The 21,408-nt window shown below is 36.9% G+C and carries 18 protein-coding genes; 6 read left to right on the plus strand and 12 right to left on the minus strand.

Translation table 11 applies throughout. The features are described from left to right. Nucleotides 1-16: 16 nt before the first annotated feature. From ACVIJU_RS11315 to ACVIJU_RS11325, 3 genes are all read right to left on the minus strand, one after another. Nucleotides 17-571 (minus strand): acetyl-CoA carboxylase biotin carboxyl carrier protein, encoded by a 555-nt coding sequence (locus tag ACVIJU_RS11315; protein ID WP_456687629.1) that lies wholly within the window; start codon nucleotides 569-571, stop codon nucleotides 17-19. A 54-nt stretch (nucleotides 572-625) separates the two neighbouring features. Further along, entirely contained in the window at nucleotides 626-2,101 is a 1,476-nt protein-coding gene (locus ACVIJU_RS11320; protein WP_456687630.1) for a hypothetical protein, read from the minus strand. Nucleotides 2,102-2,212: 111 nt separating this feature from the next. Further along, the gene (locus tag ACVIJU_RS11325) at nucleotides 2,213-3,535 is read right to left on the minus strand and encodes a phenylacetate--CoA ligase family protein (protein ID WP_456687631.1); all 1,323 of its coding nucleotides are present in this window, start codon (nucleotides 3,533-3,535) and stop codon (nucleotides 2,213-2,215) included. Nucleotides 3,536-3,714: 179 nt separating this feature from the next. Between ACVIJU_RS11325 and ACVIJU_RS11330 the strand changes: the two genes are divergently transcribed. The 4 genes from ACVIJU_RS11330 (at nucleotide 3,715) to istB (ending at nucleotide 7,537) form a co-directional block, all read left to right on the plus strand. After that, nucleotides 3,715-4,488: an IclR family transcriptional regulator gene (locus ACVIJU_RS11330; protein ID WP_063388202.1), complete on the plus strand. Its 774-nt coding sequence runs from the start codon at nucleotides 3,715-3,717 to the stop codon at nucleotides 4,486-4,488. A 26-nt stretch (nucleotides 4,489-4,514) separates the two neighbouring features. Continuing rightward, on the plus strand, nucleotides 4,515-5,150 hold the full coding sequence (locus tag ACVIJU_RS11335) for an IclR family transcriptional regulator (protein WP_456687632.1): 636 nt from the start codon (nucleotides 4,515-4,517) through the stop codon (nucleotides 5,148-5,150). 102 nt (nucleotides 5,151-5,252) lie between these two features. Continuing rightward, nucleotides 5,253-6,782, plus strand: a complete 1,530-nt coding sequence (istA, locus tag ACVIJU_RS11340) for an IS21 family transposase (RefSeq protein ID WP_066251714.1) — start codon at nucleotides 5,253-5,255, stop codon at nucleotides 6,780-6,782. Next, nucleotides 6,779-7,537 carry an IS21-like element helper ATPase IstB gene (gene istB, locus ACVIJU_RS11345; protein WP_066251710.1) on the plus strand — a complete coding sequence of 253 codons (759 nt, stop codon included), beginning with the start codon at nucleotides 6,779-6,781 and terminating at the stop codon, nucleotides 7,535-7,537. The genes istA and istB overlap by 4 nt, the downstream gene beginning before the upstream one ends. A gap of 872 nt (nucleotides 7,538-8,409) precedes the next feature. On the opposite strand, the gene ACVIJU_RS11350 is transcribed toward istB, so the two are convergent. Together ACVIJU_RS11350 and ACVIJU_RS11355 are read right to left on the minus strand one after the other, a co-directional pair. Then, nucleotides 8,410-8,889 carry a VanZ family protein gene (locus ACVIJU_RS11350; protein ID WP_094245988.1) on the minus strand — a complete coding sequence of 160 codons (480 nt, stop codon included), beginning with the start codon at nucleotides 8,887-8,889 and terminating at the stop codon, nucleotides 8,410-8,412. A gap of 1,090 nt (nucleotides 8,890-9,979) precedes the next feature. Next, entirely contained in the window at nucleotides 9,980-10,261 is a 282-nt protein-coding gene (locus ACVIJU_RS11355; protein WP_456687633.1) for a hypothetical protein, read from the minus strand. A 652-nt stretch (nucleotides 10,262-10,913) separates the two neighbouring features. Between ACVIJU_RS11355 and ACVIJU_RS11360 the strand changes: the two genes are divergently transcribed. Further along, the gene (locus ACVIJU_RS11360) at nucleotides 10,914-11,336 is read left to right on the plus strand and encodes a VOC family protein (protein ID WP_063388747.1); all 423 of its coding nucleotides are present in this window, start codon (nucleotides 10,914-10,916) and stop codon (nucleotides 11,334-11,336) included. 760 nt (nucleotides 11,337-12,096) lie between these two features. Here the strand turns inward: ACVIJU_RS11360 and tkt are convergent. From tkt to rpiB, 4 genes are all read right to left on the minus strand, one after another. After that, the gene (gene tkt, locus ACVIJU_RS11365; RefSeq protein WP_311066201.1) at nucleotides 12,097-14,106 is read right to left on the minus strand and encodes a transketolase; all 2,010 of its coding nucleotides are present in this window, start codon (nucleotides 14,104-14,106) and stop codon (nucleotides 12,097-12,099) included. 77 nt (nucleotides 14,107-14,183) lie between these two features. Further along, entirely contained in the window at nucleotides 14,184-14,834 is a 651-nt protein-coding gene (fsa, locus tag ACVIJU_RS11370) for a fructose-6-phosphate aldolase (RefSeq protein WP_063388749.1), read from the minus strand. 12 nt (nucleotides 14,835-14,846) lie between these two features. Further along, entirely contained in the window at nucleotides 14,847-15,806 is a 960-nt protein-coding gene (gene glpX / locus ACVIJU_RS11375; RefSeq protein ID WP_117017533.1) for a class II fructose-bisphosphatase, read from the minus strand. Nucleotides 15,807-15,843: 37 nt separating this feature from the next. Further along, complete coding sequence (rpiB, locus tag ACVIJU_RS11380) at nucleotides 15,844-16,329, minus strand: ribose 5-phosphate isomerase B (RefSeq protein ID WP_063388750.1); 486 nt, start codon at nucleotides 16,327-16,329, stop codon at nucleotides 15,844-15,846. 286 nt (nucleotides 16,330-16,615) lie between these two features. On the opposite strand from rpiB, the gene ACVIJU_RS11385 reads away from it, so the two are divergent. Next, a complete protein-coding gene (locus tag ACVIJU_RS11385; RefSeq protein ID WP_063388751.1) occupies nucleotides 16,616-17,383 on the plus strand; it encodes a DeoR/GlpR family DNA-binding transcription regulator in 768 nt (255 codons plus the stop codon). Between the two features lie 969 nt (nucleotides 17,384-18,352). Here the strand turns inward: ACVIJU_RS11385 and dhaL are convergent. From dhaL to ACVIJU_RS11400, 3 genes are all read right to left on the minus strand, one after another. After that, entirely contained in the window at nucleotides 18,353-19,009 is a 657-nt protein-coding gene (dhaL, locus tag ACVIJU_RS11390) for a dihydroxyacetone kinase subunit DhaL (RefSeq protein WP_063388759.1), read from the minus strand. A gap of 16 nt (nucleotides 19,010-19,025) precedes the next feature. Beyond that, nucleotides 19,026-20,030 (minus strand): dihydroxyacetone kinase subunit DhaK, encoded by a 1,005-nt coding sequence (gene dhaK / locus ACVIJU_RS11395; RefSeq protein WP_063388758.1) that lies wholly within the window; start codon nucleotides 20,028-20,030, stop codon nucleotides 19,026-19,028. Nucleotides 20,031-20,109: 79 nt separating this feature from the next. Beyond that, nucleotides 20,110-21,396, minus strand: a complete 1,287-nt coding sequence (locus tag ACVIJU_RS11400; RefSeq protein ID WP_063388757.1) for an MFS transporter — start codon at nucleotides 21,394-21,396, stop codon at nucleotides 20,110-20,112. Nucleotides 21,397-21,408 lie beyond the last annotated feature (12 nt).

Raw genomic sequence — 21,408 nt, forward strand, 5'->3', positions numbered from 1 at the left:
TAAGAGGTGCTTACGTTTATTTGACTTTAACTGAAAATAACGGTTGGCCGTATTCTACTAGTTGTGCATCCTCAACATGAATGTCGACAATTTCTCCTTTTACTCCCGCATGAATTGCACTGTATACCTTCATGACTTCGATTAATCCAACTGTTGTCTTTTCTTCAACTTGGTCGCCAACTTTTACATACGGAGGAGCACCTGGTTCAGATTGAGCATAAAACAAACCGGCCATTGGCGCTTTAATAATTTCAATCCCTTCTTGTATGGCAGGTATTTCTTTTAAAGTGTTTGAAGGTGCTTCCTCAATCACAGCTTGTTCTTCCGTTGCAGCTGCCTCTTGGTACTGAATTTCTTGTGTTTTTGATTCTACAGGAGTTTCAGCAGCGACTTGGACAGTTTGTTTTTCAGTCTCACTTGATTCGATCACGCTATTTTTGCCGATTACAATTTTATAATCTTCATTTTCAAGCTTTAAAAAGTTAAAAGAAGAAGCCTCTAATTTTTCAATAAGAGCCGTGAGGTTTTGTACATCCATTTCACTTAAAATTTCCAATCCCTTTTTGTTCATATTTTCCCCTCCTACGTTTTCTTTGACAAACCCGCGTTCTATCCGAAACTTTTTTTATTTTGTTAAAACTAAAGAGCTGTTAAAACCTTGTATTTGCACATGTGTGATATCTTGCTGCTTACTAAGTTTATCTAGCAGTTGTACTAATGGAGTTGACGCTGAAAAATAGGTCTTATGAGGCCCTGCTTTACGCATCTCTTCAATTTCTTTTGTTCCTTTCATAATATAACGAAGCAAAAACTCTTCATCCGATAAATCAGGACCGCCGAATTGCTCTCTTATTTTATGAAGAGGTACATCTCGATCTGACGGTTTTGACAACTGTTTTGCTCTCGGCAAAGATAAAATCTTATCCCGTAAATTTTGATCCATCCAAGTGTAACCAGAGTCTTCACTAAATATTCCTTGAGCGAATTGAATAATTTCATCAATTACTACTTTGTAGCGCTCGCCTGTAGCAACATTGATCGCAGCTTGACTGACAACAAATTGAGAATACGGAGTAATCATCACCGGATAGCCTAAATCTTCACGAACACGCACCGTTTCTTCCAATACTTCATCTAATCGGTTTTCAAGTTTTAATTCTTTTAATTGGTGTTTTAAGTTTGATATCACACCGCCCGGAATTTGGTAAACATATTGGGAATAATCGTAATAGAGCGGTTGTCCGATAGGCAGATTTTCTTCTTTCGCGATTTGCATTAATTTATCTGAAGCCCGCTGGATTCTTTCTAAATCTAAGCTTGTTTGATGGCCTAAATATCCGGCATTTTTTACTGTATTGAAAACGGATGGCTGAGAAGATCCGTCCGCTAACGGCGGAATGGCAGTATGAAGGGTCCGAACGCCAAGTTTAACCGCTTCCATATACACCGCTTCGGCTAATCCCGTTGTACAATGGGAATGGAGTTCAACAGGAATGCCGCCCGCGTTTTCCAAAATCACCGGCATCAACGTTTTGATTCTATCTGGTGTTAAAAGACCTCCTTGGTCTTTTAAATAAATAACATCCGGTTTCATTGCAGCTAACTCACGGGTTTTCTCGGCATAATACTCATCCGTATGCCGTGGTGAAACAGTATAAGAAAGAGCTAGAACAACTTCTAAGTTTAAACTTCTTAAAAACGGAAGATACCATGGATAAAGTTTGTCTACATTCCCGAAAATATTTGCCATAATTTGTACCCTGTTTAATACTTCCGTTTCCACAATCCGCTTATAAAACAGTTTCACAACTTCAACAGGGGCGTTTATAATCTCAAAGGGAAAAATGGCCGGTTCCCCCATAGTACCTTTTGTTACATTTGGCATTTTTTCCGCCAACATACGAACCAATTTCCAAGGATCTTCTTTTAAATCTCTTATCATCTTTTTGAAATTAATCGGCATAACGGGTACTTCAACAACGCGAAAGCCAGCATTTCCAATATCTTCCGCAACCGCTTCCATCATTCCTGTACGCATTCCGGCTGCCCACAAACTTTGGGATCCATCGCGAAACGTTGTATCAACAAATTGCAAATTCATTTTATCCCTCCATAAATTTTTTAAAATTTCTTATAAAAGTAACATTTCTCGCTATATGAAAATTCTATGAATCTTATTAACAAATAGTCAGTGTTAATATAGAAAAATTTTTTACACATTTATTTCTTGAACTAATTTCGCTTTCATTTCAAACCTTGGTAATGTTCCTTTTGGAACAAGTTGAACATCAGAGGTAAAAATCAGTTTCGAACGAAGAGTACTCTCTATCTCTTTTTTCAATGCCGATTGTTCACTTTCGGTTAACCCGTCTTCAACCTCCACCTGAATGGGTAAAGGAGGATGTACTAACGGCGGTTTTTGTTTTAACAAGATTCGAATTTCTCCCGTTACTTGTGGACGGAAGCTGCTGACCATATCTTTAATAGCTGATGGAAATACATTGACACCTCTTACAATAAGCATGTCATCAGTTCGTCCGATGCATCTGATTCGAAAACTTTTTCTGCCGCATTTACATTCACCTGTTTTAACCCGAATTAAATCTCTCGTGCGGAAGCGAACGAGCGGACAGCATTCGCGATCGATCGCTGTATAAACGAGTTCCCCTTCTACTCCATCAGCTATTGGAATCGTTTTACCCGTTTTCGGGTCAATGATTTCGCAAATGACAAAGTCTGAGCCTATAAAATGCATTCCATCCTGTTCCGGACACTCGCTAAACAATACAGGAGCCATATCTGCATTTCCCATTGCCTCTAAAACTTTACATCCCCAGTCTTGCTCTATTTTTTTTCTTACTTCCGGCAGACCACCTCCCGGTTCGCCTCCTACAGACATAATTTTTATGCCAAGATCTTTTGGCTCCATATGAAAATGGTCCCGTACATATTCTGCTAAATAGCTTGCATAGGAAGGGGTGCAAAATAGAACATCCGCCTGAAAATCTTGAATGCTTTGAACTACGCGTTCAGAAGCGCCGGTACCAATAGGAATAAATGTTGCACCTAATCGTTCAATACCGTCTTTCATTGAACTTCCAACGAAAAAAGTAAGTCCCATGGCAAAAACGATTCGACTGTCTCTTCCAATCCCGTGGGTCGTCAATACCCTTGCAAGAATTTCTGTCCATACATCCCAATCATGCCTTGTGATCCCAACATATGTTGGCTTGCCTGTTGTTCCTGATGAAGAATGCACCCGAATGACATCTTCTAAAGAAGCGGCCGCGTGCAACCCTAGAGGCGGCTGAATTTTTTGGCTCTCCCTTATCTCATCCTTTGTTGTAAAAGGTACTTTCTCTAAATCCCCGATCGTTTGAATATCATCAGGCGAAATTCCCGCTTGTCTAAATTTTTCTCTATAAAATGGGGAATTTTCATACACATACTTTATTTGTTTCCTCAGTTTTATTTCTTGAAAATCCTTCAATTCCACATAAGGTTCGTTGAATTCGTTTTCAAATTTCAGAATCATTTTTATCCTCCCTAAATTATGAATATTTTGTTTTTATTGAATTTTTCGATTTGATGTTATAATAAAAAACAGTTAAATAAAAGTATACATTCCCGCTATATGACATTTACCAAAAAAATAGTTGTATAAAAATATAGATTCTCGCTATATGATAATTTCAAAAATTTTGGAGGAAGCATATGAATGAAACCTATTCGATTCACACAATCAAAAATGCCATGAACATTCTAAAACTATTTACGAAGGAGAATCCTGAATGGAAACTATCAGAGATTTCGAAGCAGCTTCATTTAAACATTAGCACGACCAAAAGGTTATTGGTGACCCTTGAAGATTATGGCTACATCTTGCGAGATTCTCAATCAAAACGATATAGGCTAGGCTATATGTTTCTCCATTTATCTGAAATCATTACAACAACAATGGAAATTCGAAAAGAAGCCAGACCCGTTTTAGAAGAACTCGTTCAAAAATTGGATGAAGCCGTTCATCTAGGAGTCCTGGAAGGAACTGATATCGCATACTTAGACAAAATTGAGAGCAAACATCCGATCCGGTTAAATTCACACATCGGGAAAAGAAATCCATCCTATTGTACAGCCTGCGGAAAAATCATGTTAGCTTATCAAAAAGAGGAGAAAAGAGAAAAGTTAGTGAAAAAAATTGAAGAAAACGGGATTGTACGTTATGGACAAAATACTGTTGCATCTGCTCACGAACTGATCACTCAATTAAAGGAAATTCAAAAACAAGGTTTTGCTATTTGTATTGATGAATTTTACCAGGGGATTAGCATCGGTGCTCCTGTTTATGATTATACAAATGAAGTCATCGCAGCGATTAGTGTTACAGGAAGAAGTAATCGGATTACCAAAGAGGATATTCCCTATTTTACCCAAGAAGTCATCCGAGCCGCCAAAAAGCTTTCGAAAATGCTCGGATATTTTAATTAATCTTTAGGCGGGAGTTGCTAAATTACATGAAAAAGAAAACTTACTCTTCTTTAGAAAATGCCTTAAGAATTCTCGATTTATTTACCATGGAAAAAAGTGAATACTCCATTAGAGAAATTTCAGATCAACTTGGAATCGCCTACAGCACTGCTCATCGGCTAGTAAAAAATCTTGAAGACGAAGGCTTTATTGTGAAAGATTCCATATTGAACAGCTACCGATTAAGTGTGTCCATTCTTTCCTTAAGTTCTGTTGTGACAGCCCACACAAAACTTATCAGCAATTCTACCTATTTACTTAAGAAATTATCTTCTCAATTCAAAGCAACGGTTCAAATTGGTGTGATGCACCGCGAACACGTTTACTATATTAATAAAACAGACTACGAACATCTTATCATGGGGTATGTGACGTACATAGAAAGAAAGGTACCTTTACACTATACAAGTGCTGGAAAAATTTTATTGTCGCAACTATCTGAAGAGGAAATTATCCATTATTCCGAACAATATCTTTTAACTGCTACCGCTTTTTCAAATATTGAGGACTTTTTAGATGAACTCAAACATGTAAAAACTAATGGATATGCAATTTCAGCGGATGAACATTATCAAGATTTCATCACTGTTGTATTTGATAATTTAAAATTGAGCCACTTTTGAAGGGTTCGATCACATAAAAAATGAGCCACCTGATTTCCAATTTTCATTACCTCCCTTATGATTGAAAGTGCCTAAACTTTTCATCAGAGGGAGAGAAAAAGGATGATCAAGATGGCTCAATTTCATCATATCAAATTCTTGCATGAGGTAGAAGGGCTATCCCAACGACAAATTGCTCAAAAATTAGGGATTTCAAGAAATACCGTAAGCAAATATCTAAAACAGAATGAGGCTCCAACCACCATTCATCGGCAGAAAAACTATCATGGAAAGGAGTATTCCGATGAAACGAAGCGAGTCTTGCCCATTATTGATCAATGGCTCGAAGACGATCTAAAACGTTGGGGAAAACAACGTCATACCGCTGCCAGAATTTATCGAAGATTGGTCGATGAGTACGATTTCAAAGGATCTGAGTCCAACATCCGTAAGGTTGTAGCCAAACGTAAGAAGAAGCTACAGGAAGTCTTTATTCCCCTTGACTTTCAACTCGGCCACCAATTCCAATTCGACTGGGGAGAGGCGGATATTATTCTACAGGGTCGAACACAACGAATTTACCTCTTTTGTATGCAACTTTCGGCAAGTCGAATGCGATTTGTACGAGCATACCTGCATGAGAAACAGGAGGCTTTCTTAGATGGCTTTGTCCATGCGTTTGAATTCTTTGGAGGAGTACCTACCGAAGGGGTATTTGATAATTTAAAAACAGCCGTAGTAAAAATACTCCAAGGGAGAGATCGTCTCGAACAGGATGCTTTTCTAGCCTTACAATCCCACTATTTGTTTAAGGCAGAGTTTTGTAATATTCGTTCCGGGAATGAAAAAGGACGAGTGGAAGGGACGGTCGGATACGTAAGAAGAAACGTCTTCGTTCCGCTTCCGGACGTACAATCGCTGGAGGAATTAAACGCTTATCTATTGGACTGGTGTTTGAGAGAGGCGGAAGAAAAAACCGTTCCGTTCACTAAAGAAACGGTTGCGCAAATGTGGGCGAAAGAAAAGGAGTATCTACACCCACTCCCTGAAAAGAAGTTTGAAGCTTGCCGATTAGTCTCTTGTCAGGTGAATAAGACCTCTTTAATTACAGTGGAGACCAATCAGTATTCTGTCCCTTGTAGTTATGTAGGTCAAGCTGTATGGGCAAAAATATTTGTCGATCATGTGATCGTTGTGGCTCAAAATCAAGTGATCGCTGAACATCCTCGTTCTTACGAACGGAACCAGATGATCACCAATCTAGATCATTATCTGGAGGCATTATTAAAAAAACCGCGAGCGATTCGGGATGCCCATGCATTTCAATCATCTGACCTTCCGGATGTATTTAGGCGTTTTCACCGAAAAATGAGGGAACAAGAAGGAGCCGCGGGCGACCGTAAATTTATCCGACTCCTTCTCCTTCATCGAGAGATCGGGATGGAAAAATTGACACAAGCATTACGAGAAGCTGAACAAGCGCAGGTCTATCGGTATGAAGTCGTCCATGAAATCATTCAAAGACTGACGAATAACTACTTGCAGGTCCAAGATCTATCTAAGGAGAAAACGCCTGTAAATCTACTAGACTATAAAATTCAAAAGGCAAACGTAGCTCAATACGGACAATTAACGGGAGGTCAGATGAAATGACAACAGAAATCCTTTTAGACCATATCACGAAGCAATTGAGAATGCCTACAATTGCGAAACAATATCGCTCTCTCGCAAGAGAGGCAGAAGAAAGAAATCTACGGTATGAAGAATACTTATTGGCACTATTAGAAGCAGAAGTGCAGGCAAGAGAGGAAAATCAAAGACAGCGAAGGCTCAAACAAGCTGCCTTTCCCATCCACAAAACTTTAGACACCTATGATTTTACTTTCATGCCGAGCTTAAATCGAAATCGATTTCTCACACTCGCAAAAGGTGAGTTTGTAGAGAGAAAAGAGAATATTATTTTTCTAGGGAATAGTGGCACAGGGAAAACCCATTTGGCCATTGGGCTTGGAATCGCCATGATCCAAAATGGCTACAAAACCAAATTCATTACTGCTTCCGAGTTAGTGGAAGAGTTGCTTATTGCTAAAGAAGAGCACAAACTTGGTGCGTTTGAGAAGAAGTGGCTCAAATATGATGTGATCATCGTAGATGAACTGGGATATATCCCCTTTTCCAAAACAGGAGCAGAGCTATTATTTCAGTTCTTTTCCAATCGCTATGAACGTGCAAGTGTCATCATTACAACAAATCTTGAATTTGTAGAATGGACGAACATTTTTGGGGATGAAAAGATGACAGCAGCGTTGCTTGATCGGCTCACTCACCGTTCGCACATTCTTCTTCTAAACGGAGAATCTTATCGATTCCGTCAAAGTATGAAACAGAGGGAAAATGGGGAGTGGTAGCCAGGTGCGCGAAGCGTTTGGATGAGTTGCCCCTAGGGGCAACTCATCCAAACACCCACCTTCTCCCATTTATGGGAACTCTGATTCTAAAAGTGGCTCACTTTTGAAGTGATCGCTCTGGCTCAATTTATTATTGACAAAAACAACTGTCGCCGCTCCTTTGAAAAACACAAGCGGTCATATTATTGCTGCTATTGAATTGATATATCCAAATGATGCAAAACTATTGCGAACGATTGAGCAAAGGGCAAAAGAATTCAAGAAAGTTTGCGAGAAAATTCGGCTTAACTCGTAACGTTCAAAATGTCTCCAATCCTTTCTAGAATCATTAGTTAGATAGCGGTACTATTCAAAGGATGCTTCTTAACTGGGATAGTTGATGTCCATCTCTTTTATCGGTATGTTTTAAGCGTTTGAAAGATAGTATGTGTTCTTTTATTCTCTTCTATCTAATGAAATTGTAATGACAGAAAAAGGTCGTCTTTATGTTTCCCTATTTTTGTTTTTCGGGTATTTATGTATTCACGCAGTATATGTTGGCGCAAAACGGCTTTCTAAATTTATAGTAAAAAATTGAGATAATTACATTTGATACGAGGTGCTGGAAAATGATGAGAGAGGCGTTTTTTCTTTATATACTTTTACAACTATTCACTGGAGATTTGATATTAGGTCAATAAAGTAGACACAAAAATTTATAAATTTTTTTCGCAGCTACCGCGCTATCACTTGGTGGCCTTTTAAAAATGGCTATGTTAAAGTTTAATGTTGATTTTATATAAAAAAGTAGAACTTCCAATTATCTGGAAGTTATATATCGTAGTTTAGTCTTATTCACCTAAAGCCCCCTTTAGTTGAAGAGTAAGAGACATTTATTTAAGTAACCTCTGAACTATTTTTGTTTTCCAAATACCAAAACCTATCAAAGCACCTGCCATATTAAGTATAAAATCATCAATATCAAAACTTCCTCTTCTTGTAACTAATTGTGTTACTTCAATAACAAATAACAATATAATCATTGAGAACGTAAATCCACCTACCTTGTTTATCTTTTTAATATAGTAAGGTAGGTAAATTCCCATTGGTAAAAACATAATTAAGTTACCAAAGAGGTTTTTTATAGGTATACCTATATTCAAACTTCCGTCAAACATTGCCGTAATATATGTACTAATAGTTTTAAATGGAACGAAATTTGAAGAACTCCTTAAATATTCTATTAACGATAAGTCTGTCCATATATGACCTCTAATTCCCACAAACATAACTCCTACAAACAACAGCATTACCAGTGCTAATAAATAAAATATGAAACTAATACTAAAAATTACCTTTATTACTTTTTTCATTTACAGCTCATCCTGTCTTTCTTCGTATTTTTAATGTTAGCTCTTAAACTATCCCGCCACGTTAATTGAATAAGATATAATGTTAAATCACAAATTTAGTTAATCTTTAGCTCCTTTTTCATGGAACAGTCTATATGCCAGCCGACTATTTTCCTTGAAAACAAACATAATACTAGCTAGATAAAGCCAACCTTCCGTATGCATTGACTAGTCTCTGTCCATCTCTTTCTTCAACAAGCTCTCAATATAATCGTTAAAACGTTCCGTTCCATCTTTCAAGGAATACAAAAAATACTATTTGTGAAAGCTAATCCAATAACTCTCAAAATCTTAATGATACTTCCTACGAAGGATACAAATATATACAGTTCGTCATTCCTCCAAATAAAAAGGCACCCCGAAGGATACTATTGTTTTAAATTCTATTTTAGAAATAAGATCAACACAGCACAGGCTATACCTGAATAAATCCAGATTGCTTGATCTTTGGCACATTGAAAAAACTTTTTCATTTTAAACCAACCTCCTTTTGGTCTACTCAATTCGACAAAATGTGTCGATTTCCTGCCCAAAAAAGAAAAACACCCGAAAGAGTGTTCATATTGGTATATCTATAATTTCAAATCCTGTTTTTCATTTGTTGGACTAATCATTGTGCAAAATAAAAAAGTGTGGTCGTCCAAATGCAACCACATTTTTTTAATGCCAAAAACACAATAAACATGTTGTTATTTCAGTATTAATATTGTGTGTTCTTGTTCCCAAGAGTGTACTTTAGTGTTGATTCTGTACTTGCTTTTATTTTTGCTTTTCAAAAGAAAATCCTTATATATTTGTAAATATCAATGCTTTTTAAAGTTTTAACTTTCATTCCAAAAATATTGGAAGAACTAAGTAAAATTCTTTTATTATTTTTATCTTTACAAAATTTAAAGTTCTGTTTGCTTAACTGTTCCGTCCTCAAACACACGATATTCCTTGCGTTTATTGTTTTCATCAATATAATAAGTTAGAAAAATAATTTATAATTCCTCCATCTGTCCATAATATGAACTATTGCATTCGCAAATCTCCATTTTTTAGACCTTTTTCATCCACCGTATCGAATCCCCATTTCTTGAAAATCCTTCTGTTCCCCAAAAACATAGCCTTCTTTGGTTACATAACCATGTCTCCATACTTTATGGCTTTCCAAAGCACTAGTACCAATAGCTTTTGGTTCCCCTAATAAATTCTTTACTTTTTCTTGAGTCATCCCTATCTTTAAGTTATTCTTTATAAAATCGTTATCAATTTGGTTTTCAGCTTTTTTTAAAAGGTTTCTCCTCTTGTCTTTCTTCTTTTTCACTATTTTCTTTTGTTGCTTTCTCATTTTGAACTGCATTTCTGGTTCCTTTTCTTTCTCATTCGTTTCATTAGTTACATTTTCTTTTAAAACTTCTTCCCCTTTTTCTTGATCATCACTTTCCTCAGTTACATTTTCTTTTACATCGCTTTCCGTTTAGAGTCATTTTTTTGCTTTTCACCATCATTGTTTTCAATAACCTCTTTTCCCTCTTCTTCCTCAGCTACCTTAAGAGAAGTGGATGATGATTCATCAGCATCAGCCGTTACATCCTTGTTGCTCGTACTGCATCCCCCAAGAATACTAATAAAACAACGAATAAAATGTTTTTCAATTAAAATGATCCCCTTAAAAAATTTGATTCATCACCACTTTTTGTGATTTTGGCAAAAAAGAAGAAAACACTTACGAAAACTTGGCAATAATGTTAGCTACCACATATTCGTCTGTCATGGCAAGGGATGAGAGTCCGAAAGCGCTCACGGATGAAATTCAAAAAAAATGGTTCGCTAACCTATGACTTACATCTGTTTTCAGCGAATCAAAAAAGTTCCCACAAAGTATTGACTGACTCTGTTTTAATCTGGTGCTTCCATACACATGCAATATGTGATATTATTACGAATGTATGTTCTTGTTGGTGATTATGATGAAAAATTGAAAAAAGAGGTGTGTTTTAATGATTTTAGGAGTTCATGCTTATTTAAGAATGGATGGTAATGGAAAAGAAGCAGTGAAATTTTATGAAAATGCACTGGATGCAGAAGTTCTGGGAGTTCAAACTTACGGTGAATTGCCTGAAAACCCAGAATTCGCTCTTCCTGCTGAAGCAAAAGATCGTGTAATACATGCACAATTAAGAGTCGGAAATACGTTTCTTATGCTATCTGATACATTTCCAGGTCAACCATATCAACTTGGTTCACAAGTTGAAGTAGCGATCACTTTAAATGATGTAGAAAAATCAAAAGAAGTATTTGGAAAACTTCAGGAAGGTGGCGAAGTAATCATGCCACTTCAAGAAACTCACTGGAGTCCATCATATGGACAAGTTAGAGATAAATTCGGCATAACCTGGCAGATTTCAACAATAGTAGAATAATTTTTGTACTTTGGAAGATACATCCCCCTATTCTATTCTTTATTTTCTTACAATAAACGATTAAAGAACAATTGATGAAATTAACTTATATTTCAAATACTTGGAAGCACCATTTAACTTATGCATAAATGGGTGCTTTTTTATTTTCAATTCTTATTTTACTCAACTAACTGCTTCTTCCTCTTTCAATTGTTTTTTAGACTTTTTACTAAACAAAAGAGTAAAAGAAGAAAAGGTACTTGTTCAAACGGTAAGATTTAAAAAGATTGTGATAATTTTACTTCAACTATCGTGTTCAATAGTTGAACAATACTGACAGAAAAGACCGATTTATTCATCTGGCCCGATCCATTAAGTCCTGGTTGACACCGATGTATTTTTAATGTTATGGCAAGCGATAAATGGTTAAATATCAACTACTCAAAATTCATGACTTGTACACCTCGATTCGCTGAGCAAAGGCAAGCTTATAAAAATGCCCTTGCTTTTAAACGATAGTACTTACTCTCGCTCTTTCCCATCTCATTATTATGATTTTTATATTATCCTAGATACCTAATATTCCCATAACCGTCGCTCGGCTTATTTCCAGAGCGTCGCTCGTTTCCTGCAAATTCCTTATCACTACAAACATCTTCCGTTCAGATCCTTGAGTTAAGCTAACCGCTACTTCTACTATCACAGATTAGGACTTTTACCCTAGCGCACAAAAAAAGGAATCGGACATCCGTCCGACTCTTTTGCCATAAAATTTCTACATTTATTTTACTAACCGCTCAACTTGATTAACAACATTTTCAACCGTAAAGCCGTATTCTTCAATGATTTTATTGCCGTTTCCGGATGCACCAAATGTGTCGATTGCCATTACGATGCCGTGGTCGCCGACATATTTTTTCCACCCGAGCGGAGAAGCCATTTCAATTGCGACTCTTGCTTTTATCGTTGTTGGTAACACTTCATTTTTATAAGTCTCATCTTGTTTTTCAAATCGATCCCAAGACGGCATACTGATCACATTAACTTCAATTCCTTTTTCTTTCAATGCTTTTTGTGCGTGGACAGCCAGCTGCACTTCAGAACCAGTCGCAATCAACAATGCATCAGGTACTTCTTTTTCTCCTTTACTTATTACGTAAGCACCGCGTTTTACCCCTTCATAAGCAAGCTCTTGCGTACCTTTCAATGTCGGCAAGTTTTGTCTTGTTAAAATTAATGCGGTTGGCTGATCTTTACTTTCAAGGGCAAGGCGCCATGCCGCTTGGACTTCGTTACCGTCTGCAGGGCGTATAACCAAAAGATTTGGAATGGAACGCAATCCGGCTAATTGTTCAATCGGTTCATGAGTCGGACCGTCTTCACCGACAGCAATGGAATCATGGGTAAACACATACGTAACCGGTACGTTCATAAGAGCTGCCAAACGAATGGCCGGTTTTAAATAGTCACTGAATACTAAGAATGTTCCTCCGTACACTTTCACCCCGCCGTGAAGTGCCATTCCATTTAATACCGCACCCATACCGAATTCGCGAACACCAAACCAAATGTTCCGTCCGGCATAATTTTCGGCAGAAAAGTCACCTTCTCCGTTTAAGTAAGTTTTGTTTGATTCTGCAAGGTCCGCACTGCCGCCAAATAGGTATGGTACGTTTTTCGCAAGGGCGTTTAACACTTTTCCGGAAGACACACGTGTTGCAAGAGTATCAAAACCTGGTGTAAATTCCGGCAATTTTTGATCCCAATCGGCCGGAAGCTCTCCGTTTATTGCTGCTTCCAATTCTGCGGCAAGTTCCGGGTACTTTTCTTTATAAGTGGTAAACAATTGATTCCAAGCATCCTCAGTAGTTTTGCCCGGCTCAACTATTTTCTTATGAAAATCTGCATAAACTTCTTCCGGCACATGGAAATCCGGATGATTCCAACCGTAAAATTTTTTCGTTAATTGTATTTCCTCTTTACCTAACGGTGCACCATGAACTTTGGACCTACCGGCTTTATTCGGCGAACCGTAACCGATCACGGTTTTTACTTCAATTAATGTCGGTTGTTCCGTATTTTCCCGGGCTTTTTTAATCGCATCATAAATCTCTTTCGTATCATTTCCGTCTTCTACTCGTAAAACTTGCCATCCGTATGCTTCAAAACGTTTTGCCGTTTGATCGGAAAAAGAGCGGTTTAAGTCACCGTCAAGGGAAATATCATTGGAATCATATAAAACAATAAGTTTGCCTAATTTTAAGTGACCGGCAAGCGACGCGGCTTCGTGAGAGATCCCTTCCATCAAGTCGCCGTCACCGACAAGGGCATATGTATTATGATCAATAACCGACAAATCTTCTTTATTATACTTACTTGCCAAAAATCTTTCTGCCATCGCCATTCCAACAGCCATCCCAATTCCTTGTCCCAATGGGCCTGTTGTTGCTTCCACGCCGTCTGTATGATGCACTTCGGGGTGACCCGGTGTTTTTGAACCGTATTGACGGAAGTTTTTCAAATCATCCATTGTTACGTTATAACCGGAAAGATGAAGTAAACTGTACAAAAGTGCCGAACCGTGACCTGCTGATAAAACAAAGCGATCTCTATTGAACCATTTTGAATTTTTCGGGATATGTTTCATAAATTCCGTCCAAAGAACGTAAGCCAACGGAGCCGCCCCCATCGGTAATCCGGGATGTCCGGAGTTGGCTTTTTCGATCATGTCAATGGACAAAGTACGAATTGTATTAATGGATAATTGTTCTATGGAAACTGTGTTGACCATTGGTGTTCCTCCTTACATTTTATAAATGCCTAAGAGCAATCGGTCAACTTCCGATTGCCCTTTTCTTTCAAATAAAATTAACCCTTTATCGGAACTTTCTTCCAATCCTCTAAAAATCGTTCAATTCCTTTATCTGTTAATGGATGTCCCCATAGTTTGGGGAATAGGTTACCCGGGATTGTTACAATATCAGCACCGACAACTGCTGCTTCTTCGACATGTTCAAGGCTACGAACACTTGCCGTAATAATTTCTGTTTTAAAATTGTAATTGGAAAGTACGACTTTTAAGCTTCTAATTAATTGAAGACCATCTGTACCGATATCATCAAGTCTCCCTACGAATGGGCTTACATAAGTGGCACCGGCTTTAGCAGCCATTAAGCCTTGGGCAACTGTGAAAATTAAAGTAACATTTGTTTTGATTCCTTCTTTTGAAAGAATATTAACCGCTTCCAATCCCGCTTCAGTCATCGGAATTTTTACAACAACATTAGGCGCCCAACCGGCCAATACGCGTGCTTCCTTCACCATTTCTTCGGTAGTCAACTCGATAACTTCAGCACTAACTGGTCCGTCCACAATACTACAAATCTCTTTAATAACTTCCTCAAAATCTCTTCCTTCGCGGGCAATAATTGTCGGATTTGTCGTTACACCGTCGACTAATCCAAGACTTGCTACTCGTTTTATCTCTTCAATATTAGCTGTGTCAAGGAAAAATTTCATGTTACTACCTCCTTATACTGTTAGAGCTGCCTTTCTTGTGAAAAAATGCTCAGTTTCGGTATATCGCATTTTTTTATCTCTTCCGTTAATTAATAATGAATGAGTAATAAACTTATTTTTGTCTTGACGAATCCCTCTTATTAACATGTTGTTTGTAATACCCGTTGCAATAAAAAGACAATCATCAGCATTGACTAAATCGTTAAGGATAAGCGCTTGTTCAGGATCTGATAACCCCATTTTTTTACATCTCTCATACTCCTCTTTTGTTCTCGGCAGGAGTCTAGCCTGCATATCACCGCCTAAACTTTTTATACCGACAGCTGCCAAAACTCCTTCAGGAGCACCTCCAATGCCGATAAACATATCAATATTTAAATGTTCTACACATGTGGAAATCGCAGGAATAACATCACCTTCTTCAAATAAAAGTACCTTCCCACCAAGACTACGAATACTATCTATCATTCCTTGATGGCGTTCCCTCCCTTGAATAATGACTGTTAATTCATTTACTTGCTTTCCACTTGCTTCCGCTACAGCATATAAATTATCTTCCAATGATTGATTGATATCAATTATACCTTTTGCTCGAGGTCCGGTAGCGATTTTTTCCATATACATATCCGGAGCATTGAGCAAAGCGCCCTTAGGAGTCGCGGCGATAACGGCTATAGCGTCATTTTGACCATTTATGGTTGGAGTTGTGCCATCAATTGGATCGACGGCTAAATCAATTTCAGGACCGCTTCCATTACCGACCCGTTCTCCAATATAAAGCATTGGTGCTTCATCTATTTCACCTTCACCAATCACTACTGTACCGGACATGGGGATCTGATTTAACAAGGTACGCATTGATTCTGTTGCTGCTCTGTCCGCTTCCATCTTATTCCCGCTTCCAACCCATGCAAACGAAGCCAATGCCGCTGTTTCAGTCACATTTAAAAAATCGAACATTAATCGATGCACTGACGTCCACCCCTTTTTAAATAAAACAATGACATATTTAGCAACCACATGAACCGGCAATAGCTTGTTGACCTTGTTCGGTTAAAAATTGTTTTTCTTTCTTTACAATTTTATCTATCTTACGTTGAGAGCCGCCTTGCCATTCAACGTTTAAGTAAGCGGATACAACTTTCTTTGCCACTTCCGGTCCAATAATTTGTGCACCCATTGTAAGAATTTGCGCATCGTTACTTAACTGTGCCCTTTCAGCGGAATAGACATCATGAGCTAATGCTGCACGGATACCCGGAAATTTATTCGCAGCAATACATACACCAATTCCTGTACCGCAAATAAGAATACCGCGTTCTATCTCCCCTTTGTTGACCCCTTCTGCCACTTTAAATGCAACGTCAGGATAATCAATTGCATCTATCGAATAACAGCCGTAATCTATAACCTCATGTCCTAATTCCTCTATAAAATTTTTTATTATTTCTTTTAATTCAAAACCATTATGATCACATCCGATTCCAATTTTCATATTTGTTTCCCCTTTCAAATTCATCTTAATTTTTTTATTTCTTACTATCCATTATCATTTTATTATATTTACTTTTTATTTTCAAGTTTTATTTTCGTTTATTTTTGTTTCGATAATATAAACAAAACTTTTTATTATTTTTAAATTTTTATTTACTTGCCATATTGCAAATAATTGTTTAAACTGATATAAGTATTATTATGGTTGTTTTTATTTGTTTTTAATTACTTTTACTTATTAATGAAACGTTATTGATACAATTTATGTAGGTTAGGAGGGATAAAAAATGAATAAATTATTTGCGACAGAAAGAAGACAGTTAATTTTAAATATATTACGGGAGAAAAAAAGAGTAACTGTTAAAGACTTAGCTAAATATGTAAACGTTTCCGAGGCGACATTACGTGCTGATTTAAACATATTAGAAGAAGAGGGGCTTTTAACTCGTACACATGGCGGTGCTGTTTTGAATGAAGATCTTCCTGCAAAAAAGAGTTTCTCTGAGAGGGAAAAGAAAAACCGAGAATCCAAAATTGCCATTGCTAAAAAGGCAATTGATTTAATTTCTCATAAAGATTGTATACTTCTTGATGCGAGTACAACATCTCTTGAATTAGCTCGGCTTTTACGTGGGTCAAACAAACATATTACAGTCGTAACAAACGGCCTTTCTCAAGTATTGGAACTAAAGGAGAACCCGGTAATTAATGTTATATTAATCGGCGGTATCGCAAGAATGGGATCCATGGCAATCGAAGGACTCCTTGGTAAAAGCGTGTTGGACAAAATTAATATTGATACATTGTTTACATCAGCTAGTGGTTTTACAGTTGAAGAGGGACTTACCGATTTTAATGTGTATGAAGTTGAATTAAAAAGAGTGATGGTTGAAAAGGCAAACAAAGTTGTTGCCCTATTGGATTCATCAAAAATCGGAACAAGTTCAATTGCAACCTTTGCTACTTGTGAGGAAATTGATACATTAATTACTGATCAAAATATTTCAAGCGATTTATATAATCAGCTGATTAATTATAACATAAAAATTTTATAAAAATTTTTCAAAATAGAGGTGCATAATATTATTATTTTTGGCTGCATCTCTTTTTTATGTAAGAGTAAAATAATCCAACCTGTTTATCAGAATAAGGATGTATTATTTGGATGTAAGGTTATTAAAAACACGACAATATAATGGGATCGTTTCTGACTATGCATGGAAGTAGCTGATCAAGGCGTCCGTATCGATCATTCTTATCTATATTTGATTTAGAAATTTCTTAAACAGATAGCAAAGATAATAAAATGGATTGAAAAATTTTCCTTCTTTGTCTTCACAATACTATAGATTCATGAGGAGATTATCTCATAATATAATCAGGCCTAGAAAATGTGCAAAGTTTAACGATTACTTTTTTATTATATTTAATCAACATTTTTTGTAATTAATTAAAATTCTTATAATAAGTTGGATAGTTTAAGATACAAGCAGACCTCTCCTTCTTCATCCCTTCAAAATACAATCACAAAAAATGATGAGGAAGGAGAGGGCAGAACGTCTGTTGTTAAGTAAATCCAGCACATTCAAGAAATACAATCGAAAACGTTCTAAATTTCTGTAATATGCTCTATTTTTAATCTTATATTTGCTTCCCTAGATAAGAAATATTGGGAGATTTCACCTTTTTAATTTTCTATTATCTGGGCTACCTCATGGAATGAAGGGTATAGACTACTCCAGGAAATCATTCTATCCTAAAAAGGATTCAAAAATCGGGATCTCAGAAGAGCTTTCATTGTTTGTCTAAATCACAAAATTTAATGATAAATCTTTATTTTTTATTGTTTTTTCCTAGAATTCGAATCTTATAATAAAAAATTATGTTTTTATATATCCATTTTATCCATTTAAAAGATTTATAAAGTGAAAGGTGTATTTTCTTTTTGAAAAAGACACCTTTATTACATTTGATACAATAAAGGTGCCATTAAATAATAAGAATGGATTCATTTGTGTTGCTTTTTAACCGACTTTTTCTACCTTATTATTTACATAATTTAAGAATGTTTCTAATATAAGATAACAGGAAGTTGCTCCCGGATCTTGAACTCCAATTGAACGATCTCCTAACCGGCTAGAACGTCCTTTTTTCGATAGCAAATCTTTTGTAGATTCCATTCCTTTTTTGGCCTGATGCACAGCAGATGTAAATGCACCAACAAAGTCACCGGATTTTTTAACCTTTGCTTCAAGTTCGTTTAAAAAAGGTTCTAGCGTATCAACCATTGTTTTCTCACCAACCCGTGCACCACCGCGTTCTTGAATCCCTCTTCCAAAAGCTATCCAATATTCCGCTAAATCTTGATCATTAATCACTGTTTTCCCTTTTATGACTTTTGCACCACGTATAAAACCTGTGGCATATAAAGGACCAACAGATGATCCGACTGCATTTAAGAACGTTTTGGCGACAGTTGTATTTACTTTAGCGGGATCTTCTTCATTTGCTAATTCATTTTCTAATTTTTCGTTTACAGCTTGCCAGCCTATGGACATTGTTACACCATGGTCACCATCACCTAGTTTGCGATCTAATTCACACAGATAGTCTTTTTGTTCTTCTATTACATCTACAACTGCTTTAAAATAGCGCATGAAATCTTTTGCTGTAAATTCCATTTAGAGACCTCCTTACTTATTTCTGTACAAACATTGGTGTATTAACTGGATGATCAATCATTTTTTCCAATTCCTCATCCAATTTCATTAATGTAATTGAACAGCCACCCATTTCTAATGAAGTAATATAATTTCCAACATATGAACGATATATCTTAATCCCACGTTCACTTAATAATTTTTCAACTCGACGAAAAATAATAAAGAGTTCCATATATGGTGTAGAACCAAGGCCATTTACTAAGACAGCCACTTTATCCCCTTCTTCGATTTCGATATCTTCTAAAATTTCATTAACTAAGCGATCTGCTACTTCATCTGCCGGTTTAAGCGGACCTTTTTCTATCCCCGGTTCCCCATGGTGTCCAAGTCCAATTTCCATTTCATCATCACCAATTTCAAAACTTGGTTTACCGGTTTGAGGTAATGAACATGGTGTTAAACCAACACCCATTGATCGAATATTTTCATTTGCCTTTTTTGCAACCCGAACAACTTCGTCTAAATTATAACCAAAATCAGCTGCTGCACCCGCTGCTTTCCATACAAAGAATTCACCTGCAATCCCACGGCGTTTTCCCTTTTCTTCTTTTGGTGCAGATGCCACATCATCAGTTGTTATAGCAGTACCTACACATATATCCTCATCCAATTCAGCCATTTCAGCTGCCATACCAAAGTTCATTACATCACCTGCATAATTACCGTATAAATAGACGACCCCTGCTCCTTTATCAATTGCTTTTGTTACTGCCAAAATTGGTTCTGGAGATGGAGAGGCGAAAATATTGCCAACTGCTACACCATCTGCCATTCCCTCACCAACATAACCCATAAAGGCTGGTTCATGACCAGAACCCCCTCCGATTAATATACCTACTTTCCCTTCTCGAGTTTTACGTGTTGTAACTATTGCTCGTTTATTTTCAGGTAGTTGTTTAACATAGTCTGGATAGGCTTTTACATAGCCCTCAATCATTTCTTCTACAACATTTTTCGGATCATTTATCAGTTTCTTCACAGACGTACACTCCTTTGATTAATGATACTATTATTAATGCTAATCCTTTTCTTTTTAATAGTACTACTATTTTTAGTTTTTAAACTATTTTTTCTTTTACATTCTTAGATACTTTTTTGACCGTTTCATCAGGAAGTTTTAAAAAGTTTGTTAAAATAGCCGCTATAAAGTATAATCCAGCTAATAACCACATTAAACCTTTAACGCCAAGAGCATCATAGAATAGTGTTACTATTGCAGGGCCGACAAAAACACATAAACCAGCCCCCAAGTTTAAAATTGACATTGCAGCTCCCTTATCTCCGTCACCAACTAAAGAAGGAGTTAAAGCTGATAGTGGAACAAATCCAGCTAAACAAGCTCCCCAAAGTATACCTGCTAGACCGACTAGAAATACATTTTCTTCAAAGAAATATGGTGTGTAGAATAGCATTAATGTGAATACACCACAACCTACAGCACCAAACCATTTAACCGTTCTTCTCCACCCTAACTTATCACCAACATATCCAAAGATTAAGTTGAAAGCGATATTAGAAATAAAAATTGTTCCCCAAATATTCAACCAAACGGTTGTACTAACTCCTTGTTTTCCCAAATAAATCGGTAAAAACAACGGAAAAGCATATTGAGAAGCTTGGTTGATAACACGTACAATCCCGGCAATTCCAACTTTCGGCTCTTTTTTGACAATTAAAATACCATTTAATAGCTCTTTCAATTTATTTTCTTTCTTAGATTCATCCACTTTTTTAACATCAATTTGGTCGCGGTTCACAACTACCGCTAAAAATGCTCCAAATGCGATAAATACAAGTGCTACCCATAAAGTACCTATGTGGCCAATAACCGGTATGGCCCAACTGGAGAAATATGCCCCCAGTACACTTAATCCGCCAGTAAACACAAACCAGAACCAACCAACAGCTTTCCCTAATTGATAGCTAGGTGTCCGATAAGTAATCCATACTAAAAATGCGTAGGCAAATAATGGATAGCCAAATCCCCGAACAGCATATGTAGGGATCATCAAACCGTAATGTAATTCAGGTAACGCAATAGTTAGAAATAGTACTTGACCTATAGTATAAGTCAACACACCAAGCAACATTGTTTTTCGTGGACCTATGGCTTCTACCAATACACCCGAAAACCATGCCCCAATCGCAATCGTTACTCCATATGCGGTTGTAAGACCGGCAGCTTGTTGGACGGTAAGCCCACGATCAACGAGATAGGGACTTATCCAAGCAAGTTCTAATCCGTCACCCATCATAAAGATTAAAACTCCAACATATCCCCAAAACAGATGAGAAGGAATACCAATACGATCCAAAAACGACTGTTTTTTCGTTAAATTTGTCATTAATTTCCCCCC

Source organism: Aeribacillus sp. SP014 (assembly GCF_054055575.1).

Excerpts from the sequence above, each read along its gene's own strand:
- ACVIJU_RS11315 (WP_456687629.1), bottom strand. The coding sequence starts at position 571 with ATGAACAAAAAGGGATTGGAAATTTTAAGTGAAATGGATGTACAAAAC.
- ACVIJU_RS11320 (WP_456687630.1), bottom strand. The coding sequence starts at position 2,101 with ATGAATTTGCAATTTGTTGATACAACGTTTCGCGATGGATCCCAAAGT.
- ACVIJU_RS11325 (WP_456687631.1), bottom strand. The coding sequence starts at position 3,535 with ATGATTCTGAAATTTGAAAACGAATTCAACGAACCTTATGTGGAATTG.
- ACVIJU_RS11330 (WP_063388202.1), top strand. The coding sequence starts at position 3,715 with ATGAATGAAACCTATTCGATTCACACAATCAAAAATGCCATGAACATT.
- ACVIJU_RS11335 (WP_456687632.1), top strand. The coding sequence starts at position 4,515 with ATGAAAAAGAAAACTTACTCTTCTTTAGAAAATGCCTTAAGAATTCTC.
- istA (WP_066251714.1), top strand. The coding sequence starts at position 5,253 with ATGATCAAGATGGCTCAATTTCATCATATCAAATTCTTGCATGAGGTA.
- istB (WP_066251710.1), top strand. The coding sequence starts at position 6,779 with ATGACAACAGAAATCCTTTTAGACCATATCACGAAGCAATTGAGAATG.
- ACVIJU_RS11350 (WP_094245988.1), bottom strand. The coding sequence starts at position 8,889 with ATGAAAAAAGTAATAAAGGTAATTTTTAGTATTAGTTTCATATTTTAT.
- ACVIJU_RS11355 (WP_456687633.1), bottom strand. The coding sequence starts at position 10,261 with ATGAGAAAGCAACAAAAGAAAATAGTGAAAAAGAAGAAAGACAAGAGG.
- ACVIJU_RS11360 (WP_063388747.1), top strand. The coding sequence starts at position 10,914 with ATGATTTTAGGAGTTCATGCTTATTTAAGAATGGATGGTAATGGAAAA.
- tkt (WP_311066201.1), bottom strand. The coding sequence starts at position 14,106 with ATGGTCAACACAGTTTCCATAGAACAATTATCCATTAATACAATTCGT.
- fsa (WP_063388749.1), bottom strand. The coding sequence starts at position 14,834 with ATGAAATTTTTCCTTGACACAGCTAATATTGAAGAGATAAAACGAGTA.
- rpiB (WP_063388750.1), bottom strand. The coding sequence starts at position 16,329 with ATGAAAATTGGAATCGGATGTGATCATAATGGTTTTGAATTAAAAGAA.
- ACVIJU_RS11385 (WP_063388751.1), top strand. The coding sequence starts at position 16,616 with ATGAATAAATTATTTGCGACAGAAAGAAGACAGTTAATTTTAAATATA.
- dhaL (WP_063388759.1), bottom strand. The coding sequence starts at position 19,009 with ATGGAATTTACAGCAAAAGATTTCATGCGCTATTTTAAAGCAGTTGTA.
- ACVIJU_RS11400 (WP_063388757.1), bottom strand. The coding sequence starts at position 21,396 with ATGACAAATTTAACGAAAAAACAGTCGTTTTTGGATCGTATTGGTATT.